17 protein-coding genes are annotated in these 20,390 nt (G+C 66.6%); 11 read left to right on the top strand and 6 right to left on the bottom strand.

Going from position 1 to position 20,390, the window contains the following annotated elements:
- Window positions 1-87: 87 nt before the first annotated feature.
- From AAF184_07070 to AAF184_07085, 4 genes are all read right to left on the bottom strand, one after another.
- Window positions 88-513, bottom strand: coding sequence for a prepilin-type N-terminal cleavage/methylation domain-containing protein (locus AAF184_07070; GenBank protein ID MEO0422078.1), 426 nt, complete (start codon window positions 511-513; stop codon window positions 88-90).
- A gap of 275 nt (window positions 514-788) precedes the next feature.
- Window positions 789-1,265 (bottom strand): pilin, encoded by a 477-nt coding sequence (locus AAF184_07075; GenBank protein ID MEO0422079.1) that lies wholly within the window; start codon window positions 1,263-1,265, stop codon window positions 789-791.
- Window positions 1,266-1,599: 334 nt separating this feature from the next.
- Entirely contained in the window at window positions 1,600-2,931 is a 1,332-nt protein-coding gene (locus AAF184_07080) for a sigma-54 dependent transcriptional regulator (GenBank protein ID MEO0422080.1), read from the bottom strand.
- Window positions 2,918-4,624 (bottom strand): HAMP domain-containing sensor histidine kinase, encoded by a 1,707-nt coding sequence (locus AAF184_07085; protein ID MEO0422081.1) that lies wholly within the window; start codon window positions 4,622-4,624, stop codon window positions 2,918-2,920. The genes AAF184_07080 and AAF184_07085 overlap by 14 nt, the downstream gene beginning before the upstream one ends.
- 224 nt (window positions 4,625-4,848) lie before the next feature.
- On the opposite strand from AAF184_07085, the gene sucC reads away from it, so the two are divergent.
- From sucC to AAF184_07100, 3 genes are read left to right on the top strand one after another with little or no spacing between them, the layout of a single operon-like run.
- Window positions 4,849-6,021 (top strand): ADP-forming succinate--CoA ligase subunit beta, encoded by a 1,173-nt coding sequence (gene sucC / locus AAF184_07090; protein ID MEO0422082.1) that lies wholly within the window; start codon window positions 4,849-4,851, stop codon window positions 6,019-6,021.
- Entirely contained in the window at window positions 6,018-6,893 is an 876-nt protein-coding gene (gene sucD, locus AAF184_07095) for a succinate--CoA ligase subunit alpha (protein ID MEO0422083.1), read from the top strand. The genes sucC and sucD overlap by 4 nt, the downstream gene beginning before the upstream one ends.
- The gene (locus AAF184_07100; protein ID MEO0422084.1) at window positions 6,893-8,566 is read left to right on the top strand and encodes an NAD+ synthase; all 1,674 of its coding nucleotides are present in this window, start codon (window positions 6,893-6,895) and stop codon (window positions 8,564-8,566) included. The genes sucD and AAF184_07100 overlap by 1 nt, the downstream gene beginning before the upstream one ends.
- Here the strand turns inward: AAF184_07100 and AAF184_07105 are convergent.
- Entirely contained in the window at window positions 8,533-9,465 is a 933-nt protein-coding gene (locus tag AAF184_07105) for an outer membrane protein assembly factor BamD (protein MEO0422085.1), read from the bottom strand. The genes AAF184_07100 and AAF184_07105 overlap by 34 nt on opposite strands.
- A 115-nt stretch (window positions 9,466-9,580) precedes the next feature.
- On the opposite strand from AAF184_07105, the gene rluD reads away from it, so the two are divergent.
- The 5 genes from rluD (at window position 9,581) to AAF184_07130 (ending at window position 16,461) form a co-directional block, all read left to right on the top strand.
- Entirely contained in the window at window positions 9,581-10,549 is a 969-nt protein-coding gene (gene rluD / locus AAF184_07110; protein MEO0422086.1) for a 23S rRNA pseudouridine(1911/1915/1917) synthase RluD, read from the top strand.
- Window positions 10,546-11,307 carry a peptidoglycan editing factor PgeF gene (gene pgeF / locus AAF184_07115; protein MEO0422087.1) on the top strand — a complete coding sequence of 254 codons (762 nt, stop codon included), beginning with the start codon at window positions 10,546-10,548 and terminating at the stop codon, window positions 11,305-11,307. Before rluD ends, pgeF begins: the two co-directional genes overlap by 4 nt.
- Window positions 11,308-11,334: 27 nt before the next feature.
- Window positions 11,335-12,123: a ZIP family metal transporter gene (locus tag AAF184_07120; protein MEO0422088.1), complete on the top strand. Its 789-nt coding sequence runs from the start codon at window positions 11,335-11,337 to the stop codon at window positions 12,121-12,123.
- Window positions 12,124-12,216: 93 nt separating this feature from the next.
- Window positions 12,217-14,814 carry an ATP-dependent chaperone ClpB gene (clpB, locus tag AAF184_07125; protein ID MEO0422089.1) on the top strand — a complete coding sequence of 866 codons (2,598 nt, stop codon included), beginning with the start codon at window positions 12,217-12,219 and terminating at the stop codon, window positions 14,812-14,814.
- 207 nt (window positions 14,815-15,021) lie between these two features.
- Window positions 15,022-16,461 (top strand): protein kinase, encoded by a 1,440-nt coding sequence (locus tag AAF184_07130; protein MEO0422090.1) that lies wholly within the window; start codon window positions 15,022-15,024, stop codon window positions 16,459-16,461.
- A 28-nt stretch (window positions 16,462-16,489) separates the two neighbouring features.
- Here the strand turns inward: AAF184_07130 and AAF184_07135 are convergent, their stop codons facing one another.
- Window positions 16,490-17,284, bottom strand: a complete 795-nt coding sequence (locus AAF184_07135) for a hydroxyacylglutathione hydrolase (protein MEO0422091.1) — start codon at window positions 17,282-17,284, stop codon at window positions 16,490-16,492.
- A gap of 52 nt (window positions 17,285-17,336) precedes the next feature.
- Here AAF184_07135 and AAF184_07140 point away from each other — a divergent pair, with 52 nt between their 5' ends.
- From AAF184_07140 to aspS, 3 genes are all read left to right on the top strand, one after another.
- Entirely contained in the window at window positions 17,337-17,723 is a 387-nt protein-coding gene (locus tag AAF184_07140; GenBank protein ID MEO0422092.1) for a zinc ribbon domain-containing protein, read from the top strand.
- A gap of 7 nt (window positions 17,724-17,730) precedes the next feature.
- Window positions 17,731-18,456, top strand: coding sequence for a DUF502 domain-containing protein (locus AAF184_07145; protein ID MEO0422093.1), 726 nt, complete (start codon window positions 17,731-17,733; stop codon window positions 18,454-18,456).
- Window positions 18,457-18,591: 135 nt separating this feature from the next.
- Window positions 18,592-20,388 carry an aspartate--tRNA ligase gene (aspS, locus tag AAF184_07150; GenBank protein ID MEO0422094.1) on the top strand — a complete coding sequence of 599 codons (1,797 nt, stop codon included), beginning with the start codon at window positions 18,592-18,594 and terminating at the stop codon, window positions 20,386-20,388.
- Window positions 20,389-20,390: the final 2 nt, after the last annotated feature.

A 20,390-nucleotide genomic window follows, 5' to 3' on the forward strand; every position in this document is an offset into this window, starting at 1 on the left:
TGACCTTTATCGGCAACTCGCGCTACTTAGTAAGGGAGAGCGACCTATGTCAAGTGACGCCGACCCTCGAACCGGGGCGAATGCGGCTCAGCGGCAGTGGGCGGGGAGCACTGCGGGCGGCAGGGCGCTGCTCGAGCAGCTGAAGGCGAGATCGCTGCCCAGGGGTTCACCGGTGAAGGTGAGGTCGCCTTCCGCCTTCCCGCCAAGGTCGACGGTGAAGACCATGATGGCCTCGGTTCCGGTCCACTCCAGGGTGGTGTCGGCGCCGAGGTACTGGCTTTTGGAGGCAGACAGGTTGATACCGGCATCCGCAGGATTTGCGGGGATCTCGCCATTAATGTGAAACCACTCCCTGAGCAGATCGACGTCGCGGCGCGCCAGCTGCACCACGTCCGCCAGCTTGGCGCGGGTCACGAAGTTCGCATACTGGGTGATGGCGATACTCGCCAGCAGGCCGATCACGGCGACCACGATCATCAGCTCGATGAGCGTGAAGCCGCGTATGCGGCTCATTTTGGGCGCAAACACCTGGGTACCCATGGGATCCATCCCCAACCGATTCTTATTCTTCTTGCTCACCGCTGGGCGGTGACGGTCACTCCAGGTCAGATCCGCATCGTCGCGGAGTGCACCTGGGGCCGCTTTGGTCAGTCCAAAGTCTACTGAGTTTCGGCGGGTAGGCCAGCGTCTTTACAGTTCGGGAAACAAAATGCCCCTCCGGAGAGGGGCATTTTGAGGGGCGTGCCCGAGCCGCGTGGGCTCGGGCCGCCGCGAGACGGACAGGAGGCTTAGGAGCCGCCGGCCACAGCCTGGCAGCTACGCGGCAGGTACTTGTTGGCGATTTCCGGCGTCCCAGTTGCGCACGTCCAGGTGAAGGCCTGACCTGCAGCGAGAACCTCCGGCGCGGGAGGGGTGAACTCAATCACGCCCCCGCGGACGTCGGCCCCCACGTTGTTGGCGGCCATCGTCACCGTGATCACGCCGGTGTCAGCGGCCACGGTCAACGTGTCAACGTACTGGCCAGCCGGGGAGGTGAGGTCGAGGGTCAGGGCAGTGATGTCGTCAGAAGACGGGTAAGCACCGGTGGTCTGACGGAACTCGGCGATCGCGGTCTTGGCGCCGGTCACGATGGTGAAAGCTTCACCGACCTGAGCGCGCTGGGTGTAATCCTGGTAAGCCGGAATAGCGATGGCGGCGAGGATACCGATGATCGCAACCACGATCATCAGCTCGATGAGGGTAAAACCCTTCTGGACGTTCTGCATGGATGTCTCCAGTTTGTGTGTGCAGCACAAAGTGCGTTGTTAGCGCTTAAGCGGCATCGCCGCCCGGTGAACAAGTAGCAATAGGCATGCCAGAAAACCGGCGTCCATACGTAACTGTTTGTTCTGTATGGATTTAGGGTTGGCTGCTGGGTGCCTAGGTGCGCCCGAGAGCGCCGCCATAGGAGGCTTTCGCTGACGCTCTACGTCGTCCACTGACAAAAATCGTCAGCTAAAGCTTGGCTCATATGGTAACGGAACTTGATTCGGTCAAATAACGGGACGCTTCCCGACGACAGCTAGCGATAGGCGACGTCGTATGGCCTCGCCACCTGCGTTAACTGTTGTCACCGAGCCCCAGCGTCTTCATGCGATAGCTCAGTTGGCGCAGGGTGAGTCCTAGGGCCTGCGCGGCTCGCGTCTTGTTGCCGCCCGTGCGCTGCAGGGCCTCCTGGATGGTGCTGATGGCCACCTCACGCAGGCGCGCTTCCAGGTCTCCGCCGCTCGGCGTTTCCACCCGCAGTTGCAGGTCGTCGGCATCGATCTCGTTGCCCGAGGACAGGGTGAGGGCGCGTTCGAGGATGTTCTCGAGCTCACGTACGTTGCCCGGGAAGGGATAGTTCAGGAGCGCCGTGCGCGCGTCCACGGTCATGTCGGGGGAACGCATGGCGCTCTCCCGCGCCAGGCGCGACAGCACGTGCTGGGTGAGCAGTAGCACGTCTTCGCCGCGGTCGCGCAGGGGCGGCACGCGCAGCTCGATCACGTTGATGCGGTAATAGAGATCTTCGCGGAACTTGCCGTCGGCGACCAAACCCGATAGTTCCCGATTCGTCGCACTGATGATGCGCACGTCAACGGGTTCCTCACGCGAGTCGCCGATCGGCCGCACCGCCTTGCTGGCGATGACGCGCAGGAGCTTCACCTGCATGTGCAGCGGGAGGTCGGCGATCTCATCGAGGAACAGGGTGCCGCCCTGCGCGGTTTGGAAGAGGCCCAGCTTGTCGCTGGTCGCGCTCGTGAAGCTGCCCTTCTTGTGACCGAAGAACTCACTCTCCATGAGCTCGCTCGGGATGGCGCCGCAGTTGACCGGAATGAACGGCTGATCGGCCCGCGGACCACTCTCGTGAATGAGGCGGGCCACCAGTTCCTTGCCCACGCCGGCCTCACCGTAGATGTGTATGGGCGCTTGCACCTTGGCCACCCGCGCGATCATCCGCTGCAGGTCTAGCATCGGTTCGGACTTGCCGAGGAGCTTGGTTGCCGGTCGCTGCTGGTCACTGCCTGGGGATACGCGCAGGGCGGTGTTGACCAGTCGACGAAGCTCATCCAACTCCACCGGCTTGGAGACGAAGTCGAAGGCGCCGAGCTTGAGGGCGTTGACCGCAGACTCCACATCGCCGTGAGCGGTGATCACCGCGACCGGCAGGTCTTCGTGATGCATGGCGATGCGCTCGACCAGCTCGAGGCCGCTGCCGTCGGGCAGGCGCAGGTCGGTCAGGCAGAGTTCGAAGCTCATCTGCTTCAGGGCCTGGGCGGCGCTCGCGAGGTCGCCGGCAACGCGGGTATCCACATCCAGGCGCTCGAGCGTGAGGGCGATGAGCTCGCAGATGTCGGGCTCATCGTCGACCACCAGCGCTCTGGGTCTGCGGCTGCGGCTAGGTGCGCCCATAGGGACCTTCCTGTAGCCAGCGATCCGGATCCGCGAAGGTCACGCGGAAGACCGCGCCACAGCCTTGGAGGGGCGTATAGGCGAGCGCGCCGCCGCTGCCCTCGCAGAGCTGGCGAGCGATGAACAGGCCCAAGCCTGTGCCCCCGTGGTGGCTGGTGAAGAACGGTTCAAACATACGCTCCACCGCATTCTGCTCGACCCCAGGGCCGTAGTCGATGACTTCCAGGAACGGCCGGCGGCTGCTCGACACGCGTCCCGTGCGCAGGTGGATGCCGACCCCATCGGCGTTGGGAGCGCCGTACTTGAGGGCGTTGTCGCACAGATTCCAGGTCACCTGGTGCAGGTGGGTGGGGTCCATGCGCACGTCGATGGCGCCGGCGTTGTGCAGGGTGCACACCGCCCCTTCGTGCAGTTGGTGTGACGCGGCGTACTCGGCGGCGAAGCCGTCAACCCAATCCGCCAAGGCGAAGCGCTGCACCTGCGCCAACTCATGGCGTGGGCGAGACAACTGCAGCACATTGTCCACGATGGAGCTGATGCGTTTGGCGTTCTGGTGAATGATGTCCGTGAGTCGCTGATCGCCCGAGGTTAGCGAGGGCGATTCACCCAGCAACTGCGCGGCGTGGCTCATCGCGCCCACGGGGTTGCGGATCTCATGGGCGATGCTGGCGCTGAGCCGACCGAGGGCCGCCAGCTTGGACTGCTGGGCCCGCTCGGCGATCAAGCTCTGGTCTTCGAGGAAGATGAGCAGGGCGGACGGGCGATCGCGACCGAGTTCAGCGATCTGGGGCAACAACATCGCCCCGCCGTCTGGGCTCGCCAGCATCGGCGGCTGCGAGCGCAGTCGGGCTGGGTCTTCACGCCATGCATCGATCACAGTCTGCAGGCGCGGGGAGAAGTCGGCCAAGCGGCGGCCGACGGCCGGTCCCTCCACTTCCAGGGACTGCATCGCGGCGCCGTTGATGAGGCGGATCTGGTCCGCGGAGTCGACCACCACCAGGCTCTCGCGCAGGTGCTGGATCACGTAGTCGTTGAGCTCCGCCATGTTGGCGAGGTCCACGCCGCGGCGACGGGCGAGGTCCTCGCTCTCGCGAAGGCGCGTCGCCAGGGGTTGGGCCGCCAAAGCCACCACGAACAGGGTGGCACCTAGCAATCCCGTCGACATGGAGTTGGCCGCGCCCGAGGGGCCGCTCAGGGTGGCGATGCCGTACTCGGTGAGCAGCGCGATCGCCGCCACCGCGGGCAGCACGCCCACCTGTCGCCGCTGCATCAGGAGCGAGGCACCGCCGATCGGCACCACCAGCAGGTTACCCAGGCCCGAGGCGATCCCGCCGCTGGCGTACACCAGGGTGGCGATGGCCAGGATGTCGCCGAGCACCTGGACGTAGACCTGCAGGGACGGCGCTGGCTCACGCCGTGCGATCAGGTAGACCGAACCTACGGCGAGGATCAGGTAGAGCAGGATCGTGATCAGGAACAGGAGCGGGGCGGCGCTGCCGACCGCCCGCGGCCCCGTCGGCAGGTAGAACAGGGCCAGCAGCAGCACCACGACGAGCAGACGGAAGCCGTTCAGCAGGGAGAGCACGCGCCATTGAAAGTCCGCCGGACCGTGCTGTACCTCGGGCACGTCCAGGCCGACCGGCGGGGTCGCCTCGGCGGCGCTCTGGCTGGACTGGACGCGGTCTTGATTCAAGCGGGCTCCGAGCGGCGTGGGTGGCGAGAGGCCATCGGGAAACCGTCGATGGTCGGCGGGTGCCTTCGCGGCCGGTGTGCACCGGGTCACGGTAACGCGAGCGGCTTTTCCAAGGGGCGCAAAACTCCGCGCAGTTTGCGTGGATCCGAAGGGTAATCGCTACGCGGCGAATGATATGATGCCGCCCTCCCTAACAGCTCACAACGCGGGCGAGTCGCACTTTCATGAATCTTCACGAGTATCAGTCGAAACAACTGTTCGCCGACGCCGGGATCCCGGTGCCGCCGGGCAAGGCGGTGACCAACGCAGACGACGCGGTCGCCGCGGCGCGCGAGATCGGCACCGAGGTGGTGGTGGTAAAGGCGCAGGTGCACGCCGGCGGCCGCGGCAAGGGCGGCGGCGTCAAGGTGGTGCGCTCGCCCGAAGAGGCCGGTGAGGCCGCCACGGCGATGCTGGGCACCCAACTGGTCACGCCGCAAACCACCGCCGAGGGCTTGCCCGTGGGTGCCGTGCTGGTGGAGGCCGGCTCGGCGATCGCCAAGGAGTTCTACCTAGGGTTGCTGCTCGACCGAGGTGCGCGTCGGCTGACGTTCCTCGCCTCCGCTGCGGGCGGCATGGACATCGAGCACGTGGCGGCGACCACGCCGGAGAAGATCGTGCGCGCCGTGGTGAACCCCGCCGCTGGCCTGCAGGCCTTCCAGATCCGACGCCTCGCCTTCGGCCTCGGCCTCACGGAGAAGGAGCAGCTGAAGTCCTTCTCCAAGATCGTCACCGCGCTCTACGACCTGTACCTGCGCCACGACGCGAGCCTGGTGGAGATCAATCCGCTCATCGTCACCGAGGGCGGCGAGCTGCTCGCCCTCGATGCGAAGGTCAACATCGAGGACAGCGCGCTCTTCCGCCAGCCAGCCATCGCGCTGTTGCGCGATGAATCGCAGGAGGACGAGATGGAGCGCGTGGCCCACGACCACGATCTCAACTACGTCTCCCTCGACGGCGACATCGCCTGCATGGTGAACGGCGCCGGCCTCGCCATGGCCACCATGGATATCATCCAGCTGCACGGCGGGTCGCCGGCCAACTTCCTGGATGTGGGCGGCAACGCGACCAGCGAACGCGTCTCCCACGCCTTCCGCCTGATCCTCTCCAACGAGCGCGTGACGGCGATCCTGATCAATATCTTCGGCGGCATCGTCCGCTGCGACCTCATCGCCGAGGGCATCATCGACGCGGTGCAGTCCGTCGGCGTGCCGGTGCCCGTCGTGGTGCGCCTGGAGGGCACCAACGCCGCCAAGGGCCGTGAGCTACTGGCCGCGAGTGGCCTCGCCATCATTCCCGCCGATGATCTGACCGACGCCGCATCCAAGGTGGTCGCTGCCGCAGGAGAAAAGGCATGAGCATCTTGTTGACCGCGGAGAGTCGCGTTATCTGCCAGGGCTTCACCGGTAAGCAGGGCACCTTCCACTCCGAGCAGTGCATCGCCTATGGCACGCAATTGGTAGGCGGGGTCACCCCGGGGCGCGCTGGCCAGACCCACCTCGACCGGCCCGTCTTCAACACCTGCCACGACGCGGTCGCCGCCACCGGCGCCGACGTGAGCATGATCTACGTGCCGGGGGCCTTCGCCGCGGATGCCATCCTCGAAGCGGCGGATGCGGGCATCGGTCTCATCGTCTGCATCACCGAGGGGATTCCGGTGAACGATATGGTGCGCGTGCGCGCCGCCCTCGCCGATTTCCCGGACACCCGTCTGGTGGGGCCGAACTGTCCGGGCGTGATCACGCCGGGCCAGGCCAAGGTAGGCATCATGCCGGGCATGATCCACACGCCGGGTCGCATCGGGGTGGTGTCTCGGTCGGGCACGCTCACCTACGAGGCCGTGCATCAGACCACCCAACAGGGCTTGGGCCAGTCGTCCTGCGTCGGCATCGGCGGTGACCCCGTGCGCGGCATGGACTTCATCGACACCATCGCGCTCTTTTCCGAGGACGAGCAGACCGACGGCATCATCATGGTCGGCGAGATCGGCGGCACCGACGAGGAAGCGGCGGCGGCCTACATCAAGGAGCATGTGAGCAAGCCCGTGGTGGCCTACATTGCCGGCGTCACGGCGCCCCCGGGCAAGCGCATGGGCCACGCCGGTGCCATCGTCTCCGGTGGTCAAGGCACCGCCGAGGCCAAGTTCGAAGCCCTGGAGGCGGCCGGCGTGACCACCGTGCGTTCGCCCGCGGAGCTCGGTAGCGCCATCAAGGCACGCCTGGGCGGCTGATGGGGGAGCACGAAGGAGGAGGGCAGGCCCGTCGTCTTCGGGTAGCGATCGCTCAGCTCAACCCGATGGTCGGCGACATCGCCGGCAACGAACGCCAGATCCTCGAGCAGATGTCGGCGGCCACGGCCGCCGGCGCTGATCTCGTGGCCTTCCCCGAACTGTGCCTGTGCGGCTATCCGCCGGAAGACCTGCTGTTCCACGGCGGCTTCCGGCACCGGATCGAGACCTCCCTGGAGCGCCTGCGCCAGGCCTCGGCCGAGGTCGTCTCCTTGGTGGGCTATCCCGAGTTCGATGGCGATGTGATCTACAACGCCGTCGCCGTGCTCCACCGGGGCAAGCAGGTGGCCACCTATCGCAAGCGCATTCGCCCCAACTACGGCGTCTTCGACGAAAAGCGCTATTTCCGTCGCGGAGACAAGCCGTGCGTGGTCGAGGTGGCGGGCACGCCCGTCGGCGTGACCATCTGCGAGGACCTGTGGGGTGAGGGGCCGGTGGAGGAGACCGCCGCCGCCGGCGCCCAGCTCGTCATCAACGTCAACGCATCGCCCTTCGATTTTCAGAAGCAGGCCGAGCGCGAGCGCATCGTCCGCGAGCGCATCGCCCAAGCGGGCGTGCCCGTGGTGTACGCGCACATGGTGGGCGGTCAGGATGAGCTCATCTTCGATGGGCGCTCCTTCGTCATGGACGCGCAGGGCGAGCTCGCGATGCGCGCGCCGGCCATGGAGGCGGGGCTTTACCTGGCGGATTTCATAGGTGATGACGGTGCGCTCAGTCCCGTGGCTAGCGAAGTGCTACCCGAGCCGGACGTGAATGCGCTGATCTACGATGCGCTCGTTCTCGGCGTGCGCGACTACCTGGGTAAGCACCGGTTCCCCGGTGCCCTGGTGGGGCTGTCCGGTGGCATCGACTCGGGGCTCACGCTGGCGATCGCGGTGGACGCCCTGGGTGCGGAACAGGTGCGCGCGGTGATGATGCCCTCGCGCTTTACCTCGCAGATGTCGCTGCAGGATGCGCAGCGCCAGGCCGCCAACCTCGGCATTGAGTACGACGTGATCTCCATCGAGCCGATGTTCGAGACAGTGTTGGCGAGCCTCAAGGATGCCTTTGCAGGCAAGCCCTTCGATACGACCGAAGAGAACATCCAGTCTCGCTGCCGTGGCGTGATCCTGATGGCCCTGTCGAACAAGACGGGCCGCTTGCTCCTCACCACGGGCAACAAGAGCGAGATGGCGGTGGGCTACGCCACCCTATATGGCGATATGGCCGGTGGCTTCGCGCCGATCAAGGATTGCACCAAGACGCGGGTTTACGAGTTGGCGCGCTACTGCAACACGCGCGGCAAGGAGATGATCCCCGAGCGGGTGATCGAACGGCCGCCGACGGCGGAGCTGCGCGAGGAGCAGCTAGACAGCGATTCCCTGCCGCCCTACGACGTGTTGGATCCGATCCTCGATGCCCTGATCATCGAAGACCTCGCCGTGAGCGACATCGTGGCCCGCGGCTACGATCGCAGCACGGTGATCCGCGTGTTGAGCATGGTGCGCAGGAACGAGTACAAGCGGCGCCAGGCGCCGCCCGGGGTGCGCGTGAGTCCGCGCGGCTTCGGCCGGGATTGGCGCTACCCGATCACCTCGGGCTACTACCTGGAAGACGGTCCGGCCGCCGAAGACTGAGCGGCGGCCGTGGTGTTGGCCGCGTCCGTCGAGCCCTCGCTCGCGGTGGCTGCCTCGAGCGACGGCTCCGAGTCGTCGCGCGGGCGCAGGAAGCGGAAGATCCCCTTGCGATTCGGCTTCACCGCCTCTTGGCCGTAGGTCTGCGCGAGCACGCGCTCCGTGTCGTCGGACAGATTCTCCAGCCCCAAGCGATCGTAGGCCCGCGTGAGCAGCGCCAGGGCGTTTTCCGTGGCCGGCGAGTCCGGGTAGTTCTCGAGCACGTAGCGGGCGCGGTTGGCGGCCCCCACGTAGGCGCCGCGCTTCATGTAGAACTCGCCCACGTACACCTCGTAGGCCGAGAGGCGATTACGCAGGTACACCATGCGTTCGCGCGCATCTTCCGCGTAGGCACTGTTCGGGAACCGTTGCAGGAGCAGCTGGAAGTAGGAGAAGGAGCGGTACGCATCGTTGGGCGGGCGCTCGGCGATGGAGACGCTGAGCAAGCGCTCCACGAAGTTCACGTCATCTTCGAAGAACACCAGCCCGCGCAGGTAGTAGGCGTAGTCCACGTTGGGATCGCGCGGGTTCTCGATGATGAAGGTGTCCGCGGCGTCGATCGCCTGCTCCGGGCTTCTCGCCCGGTAGTACACATAAATGAGATCGAGCTTGGCCTGGCGCGCCTGCGGTGAGAAGGGGTGGCGCACGGTCAGCTGCTCGTAGATGGCCACGGCGGCCTGGAAGGCGCCGAGGCTCAGGGCCCGCTGGGCCTCGTCGTAGAGGAACTGGGGGTCGGCCAGCTTAGCGAGGTCGCTCTGCTTATTGCCGCCACAGCCCACCGCGCCCAGCGCCAGGACCAGCGCGAGCAGTGCGATACCGAGTTGTCGGCGCCAGCCGCCGGAGAAGTCAAACGCTCTCATCATCGCCCTTTTGTAAGTCCACGCGGTGCTCGGGGCAAACGCGCATGATACCGCAGAGGTAGCGCTTCGGGGCTACACTGCCCCACCAATCCCCTGCAAACACCGGTGTCCACGCCGCATGACGGGCAAGATTTCACTGCAGGCTCGAGTGCCCGAATCCCTGGCCGGTAAGCGCTTTGACCAGGCGCTCGCCCTGATGTTTCCTGATCATTCGCGCTCACGCTTGCGCGAATGGATCGATAGCGGCGAGGCACGCCTGGAGGGCGCCCCCGCGAAGCCTAGACAGAAGGTGCTGGGTGGCGAGCAGGTGACCCTGGACGCGCAGGCCCCGGTGCGGGCCGACGACCTGCCCCAGGACATCCCCCTGCAGGTGGTCTTCGAGGACGAGGCGGTGCTGGTGATCGATAAGCCCGCCGGGCTCGTCGTGCACCCAGGCGCGGGCAACGCGACCCACACGCTGGTCAACGCCCTGCTCCACCACGACCCCTCCCTCGAGGTGTTGCCGCGCGCCGGGCTCGTGCACCGCCTGGACAAGCTCACCAGCGGTCTGCTGATGGTGGCGCGCACCCTCGAGGCGCACACGGCACTGGTGGCGGCACTGGAGGCGCGAGACATCACCCGCCAGTACCGGGCGGTGGCGGTCGGCGAGATGACCGGCGGTGGCACGGTGAACGCGGCGATCGGCCGCCACCCGTCCCGGCGCACGCGGATGGCGGTGCGGCCGGCGGATGACTCGGCCGCGCGGTCGGCCGTGACCCACTACCGAGTGGCCGAACGCCTGGTGGGGTTCACGGTGGTGGATCTGCGCCTGGAGACCGGTCGCACCCATCAGATCCGGGTGCACATGGCCCACCTCGGCTACCCCCTGGTGGGGGACCCCGAGTACGGCGGACGTCTGCGCCTGCCGCCCGGTGCCCGTCCGGTCGCCGTCGAGGCCCTGCGAGGCTTTCGACGCCAAGCCCTGCACGCTGCGCGCTTGGCCTTTGCCCACCCGATGTCGGGCGAGCCGCTCGCCCTGGAGAGCCCCCTTCCCGAGGACATGGTGGGGCTGCTGGAGGCGCTGCGTCTGCCGAGGGACGGCGCATGAGTGAGGGCCCGCTGCTCACGCCGGACTGGCCCCTGCCCCCTGGCGTGCGCGCCGTTACCAGCATCCGCACCGGCGCCGGCGCCAGCCGCGCGCCCTGGGACCGCTTCAACCTCGGCGACCACGTGGGCGATGACCCGGCGATCGTGGCTGCTAACCGCCGCGAGCTGCAGGCCATGCTCGCTGAGGCACAGCCACGCTGGTTGTCACAGGTGCACGGCACCACGGTGGCCGTCCTCGATGATCTGCCGGCGGATGGGCAGCCGCCGGTGGCCGACGCTGCGGTGGTGCGCGAGCGGCACACGGCCTGCGCTCTGCTGACCGCGGACTGCCTGCCGGTTCTGCTGTGTGATACCTCCGGTGCGGTGGTCGGCGCCGCCCACGCCGGGTGGCGCGGTCTGGCAAGTGGCGTGCTGGAGGCGACGGTCGAGGCGATGGGAGTGTCCCCTTCGCAACTCACCGCCTGGTTGGGACCCTGCATCTCCCGAGACGCCTTCGAGGTGGGGCCGGAGGTGCGTGCCGCCTTCGCTGCCGATGATTCGCAGGGCGCCGCCGATGCCTTTCGCCCCGGTGAGGGAGATCGGTGGTACGCCGACCTACCCTTGCTCGCTGAGCGCCGGTTGCTTCGTCTCGGACTGGATCCGCACGCCATCTACCGGTCGCGGGGGTGCACCTATGGCGAGCATGGACGGTTCTATTCCTATCGACGGGACGGCACCTGCGGGCGCATGGCCAGCCTCATCTGGCGCACGACGGCCTGATCGGATCGCTGCTACCATCCTGCCCCTATGACGAGCTTGCTGTGGATCATCGTCGCCACGTTGGCAGCGGGTCTACTGAGCGTGGCCGTGGCCGGGGCATTCCTGTGCTTGCGCGAGGCCTATCGCGTGGCGGCGATGCCGCACATGATCAGCTTCGCCACCGGCGCCTTGCTCGCCGCGGCGTTGGTGGCGCAGCTCCCGCAAGCGCTGGAGGCGGCCGGCGCGGAGCATTCACGTCTCGTCGCCCTCGTGTTGCTGGGCGGCTTGCTGCTGTTCTTCATCCTCGAAAAGGCTGTGCTCTGGCGTCACTGCCATCACGATCACTGTGAAGCGCACACCCCGACCCAGCACGACCGTGACGCCGCCTCCGCCACCCTCGTGCTCGTCGGCGATGCGATCCACAACTTCCTCGACGGGGTCCTGATCGCGGCCGCCTTCCTCACCGATGTCGAGTTGGGCGTGGTCACGGCGCTGGCGGTGACCGCCCACGAGATTCCCCAGGAGTTGGGAGATGTCGCGGTGTTGCTCAACGCGGGGATGTCTCGGGCGCGCGTGCTGCTGTTGAACGTGCTGGTGGGGTTGGCGTCGGTGGTCGGGGGCATCGTCGGTTACGTGCTCCTCGCCACCATGACTGACCTGTTGCCTTACGCCCTCACGGTGGCCGCCGCCAGCTTCTTGTACGTCGCCGTGGCCGACCTCATCCCGGGCTTGCATCAGCGTTTGGGGCTTGCGGCCAGCGTGCAGCAAGTTCTGATGATCGGTATAGGCGTCGGTGCCGTCCTCCTCATGCAAAGCTGGGTCGGTCACAGCCACTGAGAAGTCGTCAAACCCTTCGCTGCGACTTGAATTGGCGCCTTCGCGCCCCGATACCTCCTGCCATCAGAATTCCTACGAGGGAGGTGCTCACACATGCGGATGGACAAGCTCACCGCCCGTTTCCAGGCGGCCCTGGCCGACGCCCAATCGCTCGCCGTCGGCCGCGATCACCAGTTCATCGAACCCGTCCACCTGATGGGAGCGCTCCTCGATAGCGAGGGTGGCGCGATCCGACCCCTGCTGGTGAGCGCGGGCGCCAACGTGGCCATGCTGCGCTCGAAGCTCGGGGAAGCCCTCGATCGCTTGCCGCAGGTGCAGGGCACGGGCGGCGAGGTGCACCTATCGAATGATCTCGGCAAGCTCCTCAACGTCACCGACAAGTTGGCGCAGGAGCGTAAGGATCAGTACCTCTCCAGCGAGCTGTTCGTGCTCGCCGCCGGCGAAGACAAGGGCAACCTCGGCACCATCCTGCGCGATGCCGGCCTCGTGCGCGGCGCCCTGGAGCGCGCCATCGATGCGGCCCGTGGTGGCGAGTCCGTGGATGATCCGAACGCCGAAGATACGCGCCAGGCGCTCAGCCGCTTCACGCAGGACCTCACCGAGCGCGCCGAGCAGGGCAAGCTGGATCCGGTGATCGGTCGCGACGAGGAGATTCGGCGCACGATCCAGGTGCTGCAGCGGCGCACCAAGAACAACCCCGTCCTCATCGGCGAGCCCGGCGTGGGCAAGACGGCGATCGTCGAGGGTCTTGCCCAGCGCATCGTGAACGGCGAAGTGCCCGAGGGCCTGCGGGGCAAGCGTATCCTGGCCCTGGACATGGGTTCGCTGCTGGCCGGGGCGAAGTTCCGTGGCGAGTTCGAAGAGCGCCTCAAGGCGGTACTTAACGAACTCAGTAAGCAGGAAGGGCAGGTGATCCTGTTCATCGACGAGCTGCACACCATGGTCGGCGCCGGTAAGGCCGAGGGCGCGATGGACGCGGGCAACATGCTCAAGCCCGCCCTGGCGCGCGGCGAGCTGCACTGCGTGGGCGCGACGACGCTGGACGAGTATCGCCAGTACGTGGAGAAGGACGCGGCCCTCGAGCGTCGCTTCCAGAAGGTGCTCGTCGGCGAACCCACCGTGGAGGACACGATCGCGATCCTGCGCGGCTTGCAGGAGCGCTACGAGGTCCACCACAGCGTGGACATCACCGACCCCGCGGTGGTGGCGGCGGCGACCCTGTCGCACCGCTACATCGCCGATCGCCAGCTGCCCGACAAGGCCATCGACCTGATCGACGAGGCCGCCTCGCGCATCCGCATGGAGATCGACTCCAAGCCCGAGTCCCTGGACAAGCTCGAACGGCGCCTCATCCAATGGAAGATCGAACGCGAGGCCCTGCGCCGGGAGAAGGACGACGCCTCGCGTCGTCGTCTGGAGGAGCTGGAGGGCAACATCGCCGAAGGCGAGCGCGAGTACGCCGATCTCGAGGAGGTGTGGCTTGCCGAGAAGGCGGCCGTGCAGGGCTCGACCCACCTCAAGGAGGCTCTGGAGCAGGCCCGGCAGGAGCTCGACAACGCGCGTCGCGCCAGTGACCTGACCCGCATGTCGGAGCTGCAGTACGGGCGCATTCCCGCGCTCGAGAGGCAGCTCGCGGACGCGGAAAGCACCGAGGCGAGCACCACCCTGTTGCGCAACAAGGTAACCGAGGAGGAGATCGCCGAGGTGGTCTCTCGATGGACCGGTATTCCGGTCTCGCGGATGCTCGAGAGCGAGAGGGACAAGCTTCTGCGCATGGAGCAGGTGCTCGGTGAGCGCGTGGTCGGTCAGCAGGAGGCCGTGGTGGCGGTCAGCAACGCCATTCGCCGCTCGCGAGCCGGCCTGTCCGATCCACGTCGTCCGAACGGCTCGTTCCTGTTCCTAGGGCCGACGGGCGTGGGTAAGACCGAGTTGACCAAGGCCCTCGCGAGCTTCCTCTTCGACGCCGAGGAAGCGATGGTGCGCATCGACATGTCGGAGTTCATGGAGAAGCACTCCGTGGCCCGCCTCATCGGCGCGCCACCGGGCTACGTGGGCTACGAGGAGGGTGGCTACCTGACCGAAGCCGTGCGACGGCGCCCCTACTCGGTGATCCTCCTCGACGAGGTGGAGAAGGCACACCCGGATGTGTTCAATGTACTGCTCCAGGTGCTGGACGACGGCCGCCTGACCGATGGCCAGGGCCGTACCGTGGACTTCCGCAACACGGTCATCGTGATGACCTCGAATTTGGGCTCGGAGCTGATCCAGGAACTGGCCGGCGAAGACAATTATCAGCAGATGAAGAGCGCGGTCATGGGCGTGGTCGGCCAGCATTTCCGGCCTGAGTTTCTGAACCGTGTGGACGACATCGTCGTCTTCCATCCCCTGGGAGTGGAGGAGATCCGACGCATCGTGTCCATCCAGCTGGCGTACCTGCAGGCGCGCCTGGCGGAGCGGGACATGACCTTGAGCCTGAGCGACGAGGCGGTGGTGCGCCTGGCCGAGGCTGGCTTCGATCCCGTGTACGGCGCGAGGCCCCTGAAGCGCGCAATTCAGAGTCAGGTGGAGAATCCCCTGGCCCAGGAGATCCTCTCCGGGCGTTTGGGACCAAATGACCACGTGCGCGTCGATGTGGATCAGGATGCGAAAACACTGGTGTTTTCGCGCGAGGCTCAGGCGCCGAACGGCTAGGATCGGGGCATAATCACCGAATCATGTGCGCCGGTTCACTGGCAGATCGGTACCATGTCGCTAAACTCAGGGGTCGGTAAGGTGTCGTCCCTACCGTGCGTTGAGCCGGTGTGCCAGCCCGGCCGCCAGCCCATCGCTAGCAATGACACCTAGCGACCCCCTTCGTACCCCATCCCGCTCAGGGAGCGAGCCAGGAGTCCTGCCTGAATGCGCATCCTGCTTTTGCAGCGACAGCCGATCGTCGAGCGCGACAACGATGATAGTCAGGCGGCGATAGACGCATTCCTGCCGCGCCTGCAGTCCAAGGTGCCGGGCCTGGACATCGTGCAGGCCCAGCGGGTGGACGAGGCGATCCTAGCCGCCGTGGAGTCTCGCCACTACGATATCGTGATCGTGGCCCAGGACGGCGCCGACGTGAGTCCCGACGAAGACTGGGACGCGGTGCTGGCGCCGCTGGTCAACCTACGCGCCACGGCCCCGCGGGTCCCCTTGCTCTACCTTGCCCTCGAGGGCAACGAATGGCTCGCCGCGGCGGCCATCAAGTACGGCGCCAGCGACTACCTGCCCCTTCCCCGCCTCGAGGATCACGTGCTGATTCGGGCGATCAAGGAGTGCCTGGCCGGCGGCCGTCTGCCGACCAAGCACAAGGCCAAACGTCGTGGCGCATCAGACCCGACCGCGAGCGGCAACGACCGTACCGACGAGGAGTCGGCCCCGCGCGATCCCTCCGCGCCGAAGGTGTCGGCGCCGGCGAGCGAGCCGAAGCGTCTGCAGTCCGTGAAAGCCTCGCCGAGCGAACGGGACTTCACTCGCGAGGGGTTGGCCAACGCACCTGACATCCCCGGCTACCGGATCGTGCGCCTGGTCGGCGAGGGCGGCACGGCCACCACCTACCTGGCGCTCGACGAACGTCGCCAGCGTCACGTGGTGATCAAGTTCATGCCCTACGTGCAGAAGCTGGGCAATCTCGACAACGTGCGCGTGTTCAAGCGCGAGTACGAGGTGATTGCGAGCCTCAACGATCGCCGGGTGGTGAAGGTTTTCGATAGCGGCGTGCGCGAAGACGGCGCCTATCTGGTGGTCGAGTACTTCGCCGGTGGCGATCTCGGTCGGCGCATGCGGCGGGCCATGACCGCCCACGCGGCCCTGCACTACGCCCGCGGCATCGCCCAGGCACTCAAGCTCATCCACTCGCACGGCATCTACCACCGCGACCTCAAGCCCGGCAACGTCATGCTGCGCGAGGACGGCTCGGTCGCGTTGATCGACTTCGGGCTGGCCAAGTTGCCCGCAGGCCAGACCCTTGCCCAGGCCGGACGCGTGCTCGGCACGCCGTCCTACCTCAGCCCCGAGCAGGGCACCGGTGCCAAGGTGGACGGCGCCAGCGACATCTACAGCCTCGGTTGCGTCCTGTTCGAGATGTTGGCGGGCAGACGACCCTATCTGGCCGATTCCGCGGTTCGCGTGATCGACATGCACGTGCGCGCCCCGGTGCCGGATCTGCCCGGTGAGGTCGGTTCTATGCAGGGATTGATCGATCGCATGATGGCGAAGGACAAGGCGGAGCGCTTCGCCACGGCGGACGAGGTGATCGCCGCCATCGACGAGCAGCTGCGCGATCTTCCCTTCGAGCCCACGGCCAACTAGCCCGCCGGCGTAAGCCTCCGCCCTCGCCCTACCAGTCGTTGCGCAGTTCCCGAAGGCGCAGGAATACCTCGCGCGCGCTCGGCTGCTCGCCGAGGTCTGCAAAGCGCTTGCGCAGCTCCGCGATCACCGTCGGTTGCTGCAGCCGGAAGAAAGTATTGACGCGTCGTTCTTCGCCGAAGGTGGTGACGTAGGCGTGCTGGGGATCGTGCTCGCCCTGGGCGGCGAGGAGATCGCGGGCGGCCTCGTTGTCCGGTTCCCGGTCCAGGGTGAAGCGCAGGTTGTTGGCCAGGTAGTCGTGACCTGGGAAGACGCGGGTGTCGTCGCCGAGCTGCGCGAGGAGGGTGGCGAAGGTGTCGTAGAGCTGCACCGGGTGTCCGCCGTTGTGGCAATTGCCGGCGCCGGCGTTGAACAGGGTGTCGCCGCTGAACAGGGCCGGTGAGTCCGTGCGGGACAAGAGGCAGATGTGGCTCATGGTGTGGCCCGGCGTATCCAGGCACTCCAGATCCACGGTCTTGCCGACGCGAATCACATCGCCGGCGCTGAGTCCGCGGTCGATGCCGCCGGGGATCCGATCGGCGGCACCGGCGTGGGCCAGCACGCGGGCGCGGGTGGCGCTCACGAGGCCCTTGTTTCCGCCCACATGATCCCCATGTTCATGGGTATTCAGGATCTGGGTGATCTCGAAGCCTTCCGCGCGCGCGACTTTTAGGCACTGTCGGTAATCAAGGGGATCGATGGCGAGGGCTTCGCCGGTCTCCTCGCAGGCCACGAGATAGTTGAAATTGCGATAGGCGTTCGCGGTCCAGATCTGTCGTACGATCATGCTAGTGTCCTGTCGCCCGCAGGGCCCAGTCTGTTGTTGAGAGGACTCCACCATGCCCATCTACGAGTACCAATGCGAGTCGTGCGGACATCGCCAAGACGCGCTGCAGCGCATGTCTGACGACCCCCTCGTAGATTGCGCCGCCTGCGGCCAGCCCGCCCTGAAGAAGCTCATGTCCGCCCCGCGCTTCCGCCTCAAAGGCAGCGGTTGGTACGAGACAGACTTCAAGTCCGAGAATAAGCGCAATCTCGCAGACGGCGGCGATGGCAAGGCGGACAATGCGCCCAGCGCTGACGCGCCGAAGGGCGACGACGGCGCCAAATCTAGCGAGTCGAAGCCCGCTGCCAGCGGCAGCAGTGGCTCCGGCGATGCCAGCCCCAAGAAATCCTCCTCCGTGAAAAACGATGCCTCGCCGAAGAAATCCTCCGCAGCGAACTGAGTCCAGCATGAAGCGCCTTCGGCGCTACCTGGTGGCGGGCCTGCTCGTGTGGGTGCCCGCCGCCGTGACCATCTTCGTGCTGCGCGCCTTGGTTAATCTGGCCGACCGCACGCTTCTGCTCCTGCCCGCGCACGCCCGGCCCGAGGTGTGGCTCGGCTTCACCATCCCCGGTCTCGGCATCATCCTGACGTTGATCGTCCTGTTGGGCACCGGGATGTTCGCCGCCAACTTCGTCGGCCGCGCGATGGTCGACTTCTGGGAGTCCCTGCTCGGGCGCATCCCCCTGATCCGCACCCTCTACTCGGGCGTGAAGCAGGTGGCCGAGCAACTGCTCGACGAAGGCGGCAAGCCCTTCAAGCAGGTGGTGCTGGTGGAGTACCCGCGCCGCGGGGCCTGGAGCCTCGGCTTCCTGACCTCCGAGCGCCAGGGCGAGGTGCAGGTGCGCTCCGAAGAGCCGGAGCTGATCAGCGTGTTCGTGCCGACCACCCCCAACCCCACCTCCGGTTTCCTGATCCTGGCCCCGCGGGCAGACATTCGTCTTCTGGACATGAAGGTGGATGACGCGATGAAGATGGTGATCTCGATGGGCTCCGTGGTGCCGCCGTTTCCGAACGATGGCCGTGCCAAGGGCCTCGTCGAACCGCGTCCGGTGACCGTCACGGGGGCAGCGGGCGTCGACCCGGCCAGCCTGCCGGGAACCACCGATCTTGCACCGCCGCAGTCCAACTCTTAACATCGCCGGTCCTTCCGGATCGGCAGGTTACCCAACCTGAAACGCCGGCAGCCGCCGCTGAGGCGACTGATCCTGATAGTTACCCGCCGCGGGCTCGGCTGCCGCGGCCAAAAGCCAAGCGGATACCCCTAAGCCATGCGTACGCACTACTGCGGCCTCGTCGACGAAACGCTCATCGGGCAGGAGATCGAGGTGGCCGGTTGGGTCCACCGGCGTCGTGACCACGGCGGCGTGATTTTCATCGACCTGCGCGACGTTCAAGGCATCCTGCAGGTGGTGGTAGACCCGGATACGGAGGAAGCCTTCGCCTCGGCGGAGCGCGTGCGATCCGAGTACGTCTTGCGCATCCGCGGCCGCCTGCGCGCGCGGCCTGAAGGGGGTGAGAACCCGAACATGCGCAGCGGCGCAGTGGAGCTGCTGGCCAAGGAGCTGGAGGTGTTGAACACCGCCCAGACACCGCCCTTCCAGCACGATGAGACGGTGAGCGAAGAGCTGCGCCTGCGCTACCGCTACCTCGACCTGCGTCGCGAGGAGATGCTCGAGCGCCTGAAGCTGCGCCACAGGGTCACGCAGAGCTTGCGTGCCCACCTCGATTCGCAGGGTTTCATCGACGTCGAGACCCCCGTGCTCACGCGGGCCACGCCCGAGGGCGCTCGCGACTACCTGGTGCCGAGCCGCACCCACGGCGGCAAGTTCTTCGCGCTGCCCCAGTCGCCCCAGCTGTTCAAGCAGCTGCTCATGATGAGCGGCTTCGATCGCTACTATCAGATCGTAAAGTGCTTCCGGGACGAGGATCTGCGCGCCGATCGTCAGCCCGAGTTCACCCAGCTCGATATCGAGACCTCCTTCATGAATCAGGAGGAGATCACCGGGTTGATGGAGCAGATGATCCGCGAGCTTTTCCGCGAGGTGATGGACGTGGAGTTGCCCTCGCCGTTCCCACGCATGAGCTACGCCGAGGCCATCGAGCGCTACGGCAGCGACAAGCCCGACCTGCGCATCCCCCTCGAGCTCATCGAGCTGGGCGACGTGATGGCGAGCGTCGACTTCAAAGTCTTCTCGGGGCCAGCCAAGGATCCGAAGGGCCGCGTGGCGGCGCTTCGCGTGCCGGGCGGCGCCAAGATCAGCCGCAAGGACATCGACGGCTATACCGAGTTCGTCAGCCGCTACGGCGCGCGTGGCCTCGCCTACATCAAGGTCAACGATGTCGCCAAGGGGCGCGAGGGGCTGCAGTCGCCGATCCTCAAGTTCCTCGATGACGAGGCGGTGGCCAAGATCGTGGAACGTACGGCCTGCGTCGATGGCGACGTCGTCTTCTTCGGTGCGGACAAGGCGACGGTGGTGAGCGACGCCATGGGCGCGTTGCGGGCCAAGATCGGCCGCGACCTCGGCATGGTCAACGGCGAGTGGGCGCCCCTGTGGGTGGTCGACTTTCCGATGTTCGAGCACGACAACAAAGAGAATCGCTGGGTGGCGCTTCACCATCCCTTCACCGCCCCCGCGACGAGCGACCCCGAGGCGTTGGCCGCGGATCCCGGCGCCGCCAACTCCATGGCCTACGACATGGTGCTGAACGGCTACGAGATCGGCGGTGGCTCCGTGCGTATCCACCGCGAAGACATTCAGCAGGTGGTGTTCCGCACCCTCGGCATCGAGGACGAGGAGGCGCGGGAGAAGTTCGGCTTCCTGCTCGATGCCCTCAAGTACGGTTGCCCGCCCCACGGCGGCATCGCCTTCGGCCTGGACCGGATCGTGATGCTCATGGCGGGCACGGACAACATCCGCGACGTCATCGCCTTCCCCAAGACCCAGACGGCGCATGACCCGCTGACCGACGCGCCCGGCGTGGTGTCCGACCGGCAGTTGCGAGAACTGTCGATTCGCGTCCGCACCCCCCAGGGCGGCCAGGCGGCGGAGGGCGGCGCTAGCTAAGG

It is taken from the genome of Pseudomonadota bacterium (genome assembly GCA_039815145.1).
GTDB lineage: Bacteria > Pseudomonadota > Gammaproteobacteria > Steroidobacterales > JBCBZW01 > JBCBZW01.

Excerpts from the sequence above, each read along its gene's own strand:
- sucD (MEO0422083.1), top strand. The coding sequence starts at position 6,018 with ATGAGCATCTTGTTGACCGCGGAGAGTCGCGTTATCTGCCAGGGCTTC.
- AAF184_07105 (MEO0422085.1), bottom strand. The coding sequence starts at position 9,465 with ATGATGAGAGCGTTTGACTTCTCCGGCGGCTGGCGCCGACAACTCGGT.
- AAF184_07080 (MEO0422080.1), bottom strand. The coding sequence starts at position 2,931 with ATGGGCGCACCTAGCCGCAGCCGCAGACCCAGAGCGCTGGTGGTCGAC.
- AAF184_07145 (MEO0422093.1), top strand. The coding sequence starts at position 17,731 with ATGAAGCGCCTTCGGCGCTACCTGGTGGCGGGCCTGCTCGTGTGGGTG.
- AAF184_07070 (MEO0422078.1), bottom strand. The coding sequence starts at position 513 with ATGAGCCGCATACGCGGCTTCACGCTCATCGAGCTGATGATCGTGGTC.
- aspS (MEO0422094.1), top strand. The coding sequence starts at position 18,592 with ATGCGTACGCACTACTGCGGCCTCGTCGACGAAACGCTCATCGGGCAG.
- AAF184_07120 (MEO0422088.1), top strand. The coding sequence starts at position 11,335 with ATGACGAGCTTGCTGTGGATCATCGTCGCCACGTTGGCAGCGGGTCTA.
- clpB (MEO0422089.1), top strand. The coding sequence starts at position 12,217 with ATGCGGATGGACAAGCTCACCGCCCGTTTCCAGGCGGCCCTGGCCGAC.
- AAF184_07100 (MEO0422084.1), top strand. The coding sequence starts at position 6,893 with ATGGGGGAGCACGAAGGAGGAGGGCAGGCCCGTCGTCTTCGGGTAGCG.
- sucC (MEO0422082.1), top strand. The coding sequence starts at position 4,849 with ATGAATCTTCACGAGTATCAGTCGAAACAACTGTTCGCCGACGCCGGG.
- AAF184_07135 (MEO0422091.1), bottom strand. The coding sequence starts at position 17,284 with ATGATCGTACGACAGATCTGGACCGCGAACGCCTATCGCAATTTCAAC.
- pgeF (MEO0422087.1), top strand. The coding sequence starts at position 10,546 with ATGAGTGAGGGCCCGCTGCTCACGCCGGACTGGCCCCTGCCCCCTGGC.
- AAF184_07075 (MEO0422079.1), bottom strand. The coding sequence starts at position 1,265 with ATGCAGAACGTCCAGAAGGGTTTTACCCTCATCGAGCTGATGATCGTG.
- rluD (MEO0422086.1), top strand. The coding sequence starts at position 9,581 with ATGACGGGCAAGATTTCACTGCAGGCTCGAGTGCCCGAATCCCTGGCC.
- AAF184_07130 (MEO0422090.1), top strand. The coding sequence starts at position 15,022 with ATGCGCATCCTGCTTTTGCAGCGACAGCCGATCGTCGAGCGCGACAAC.
- AAF184_07140 (MEO0422092.1), top strand. The coding sequence starts at position 17,337 with ATGCCCATCTACGAGTACCAATGCGAGTCGTGCGGACATCGCCAAGAC.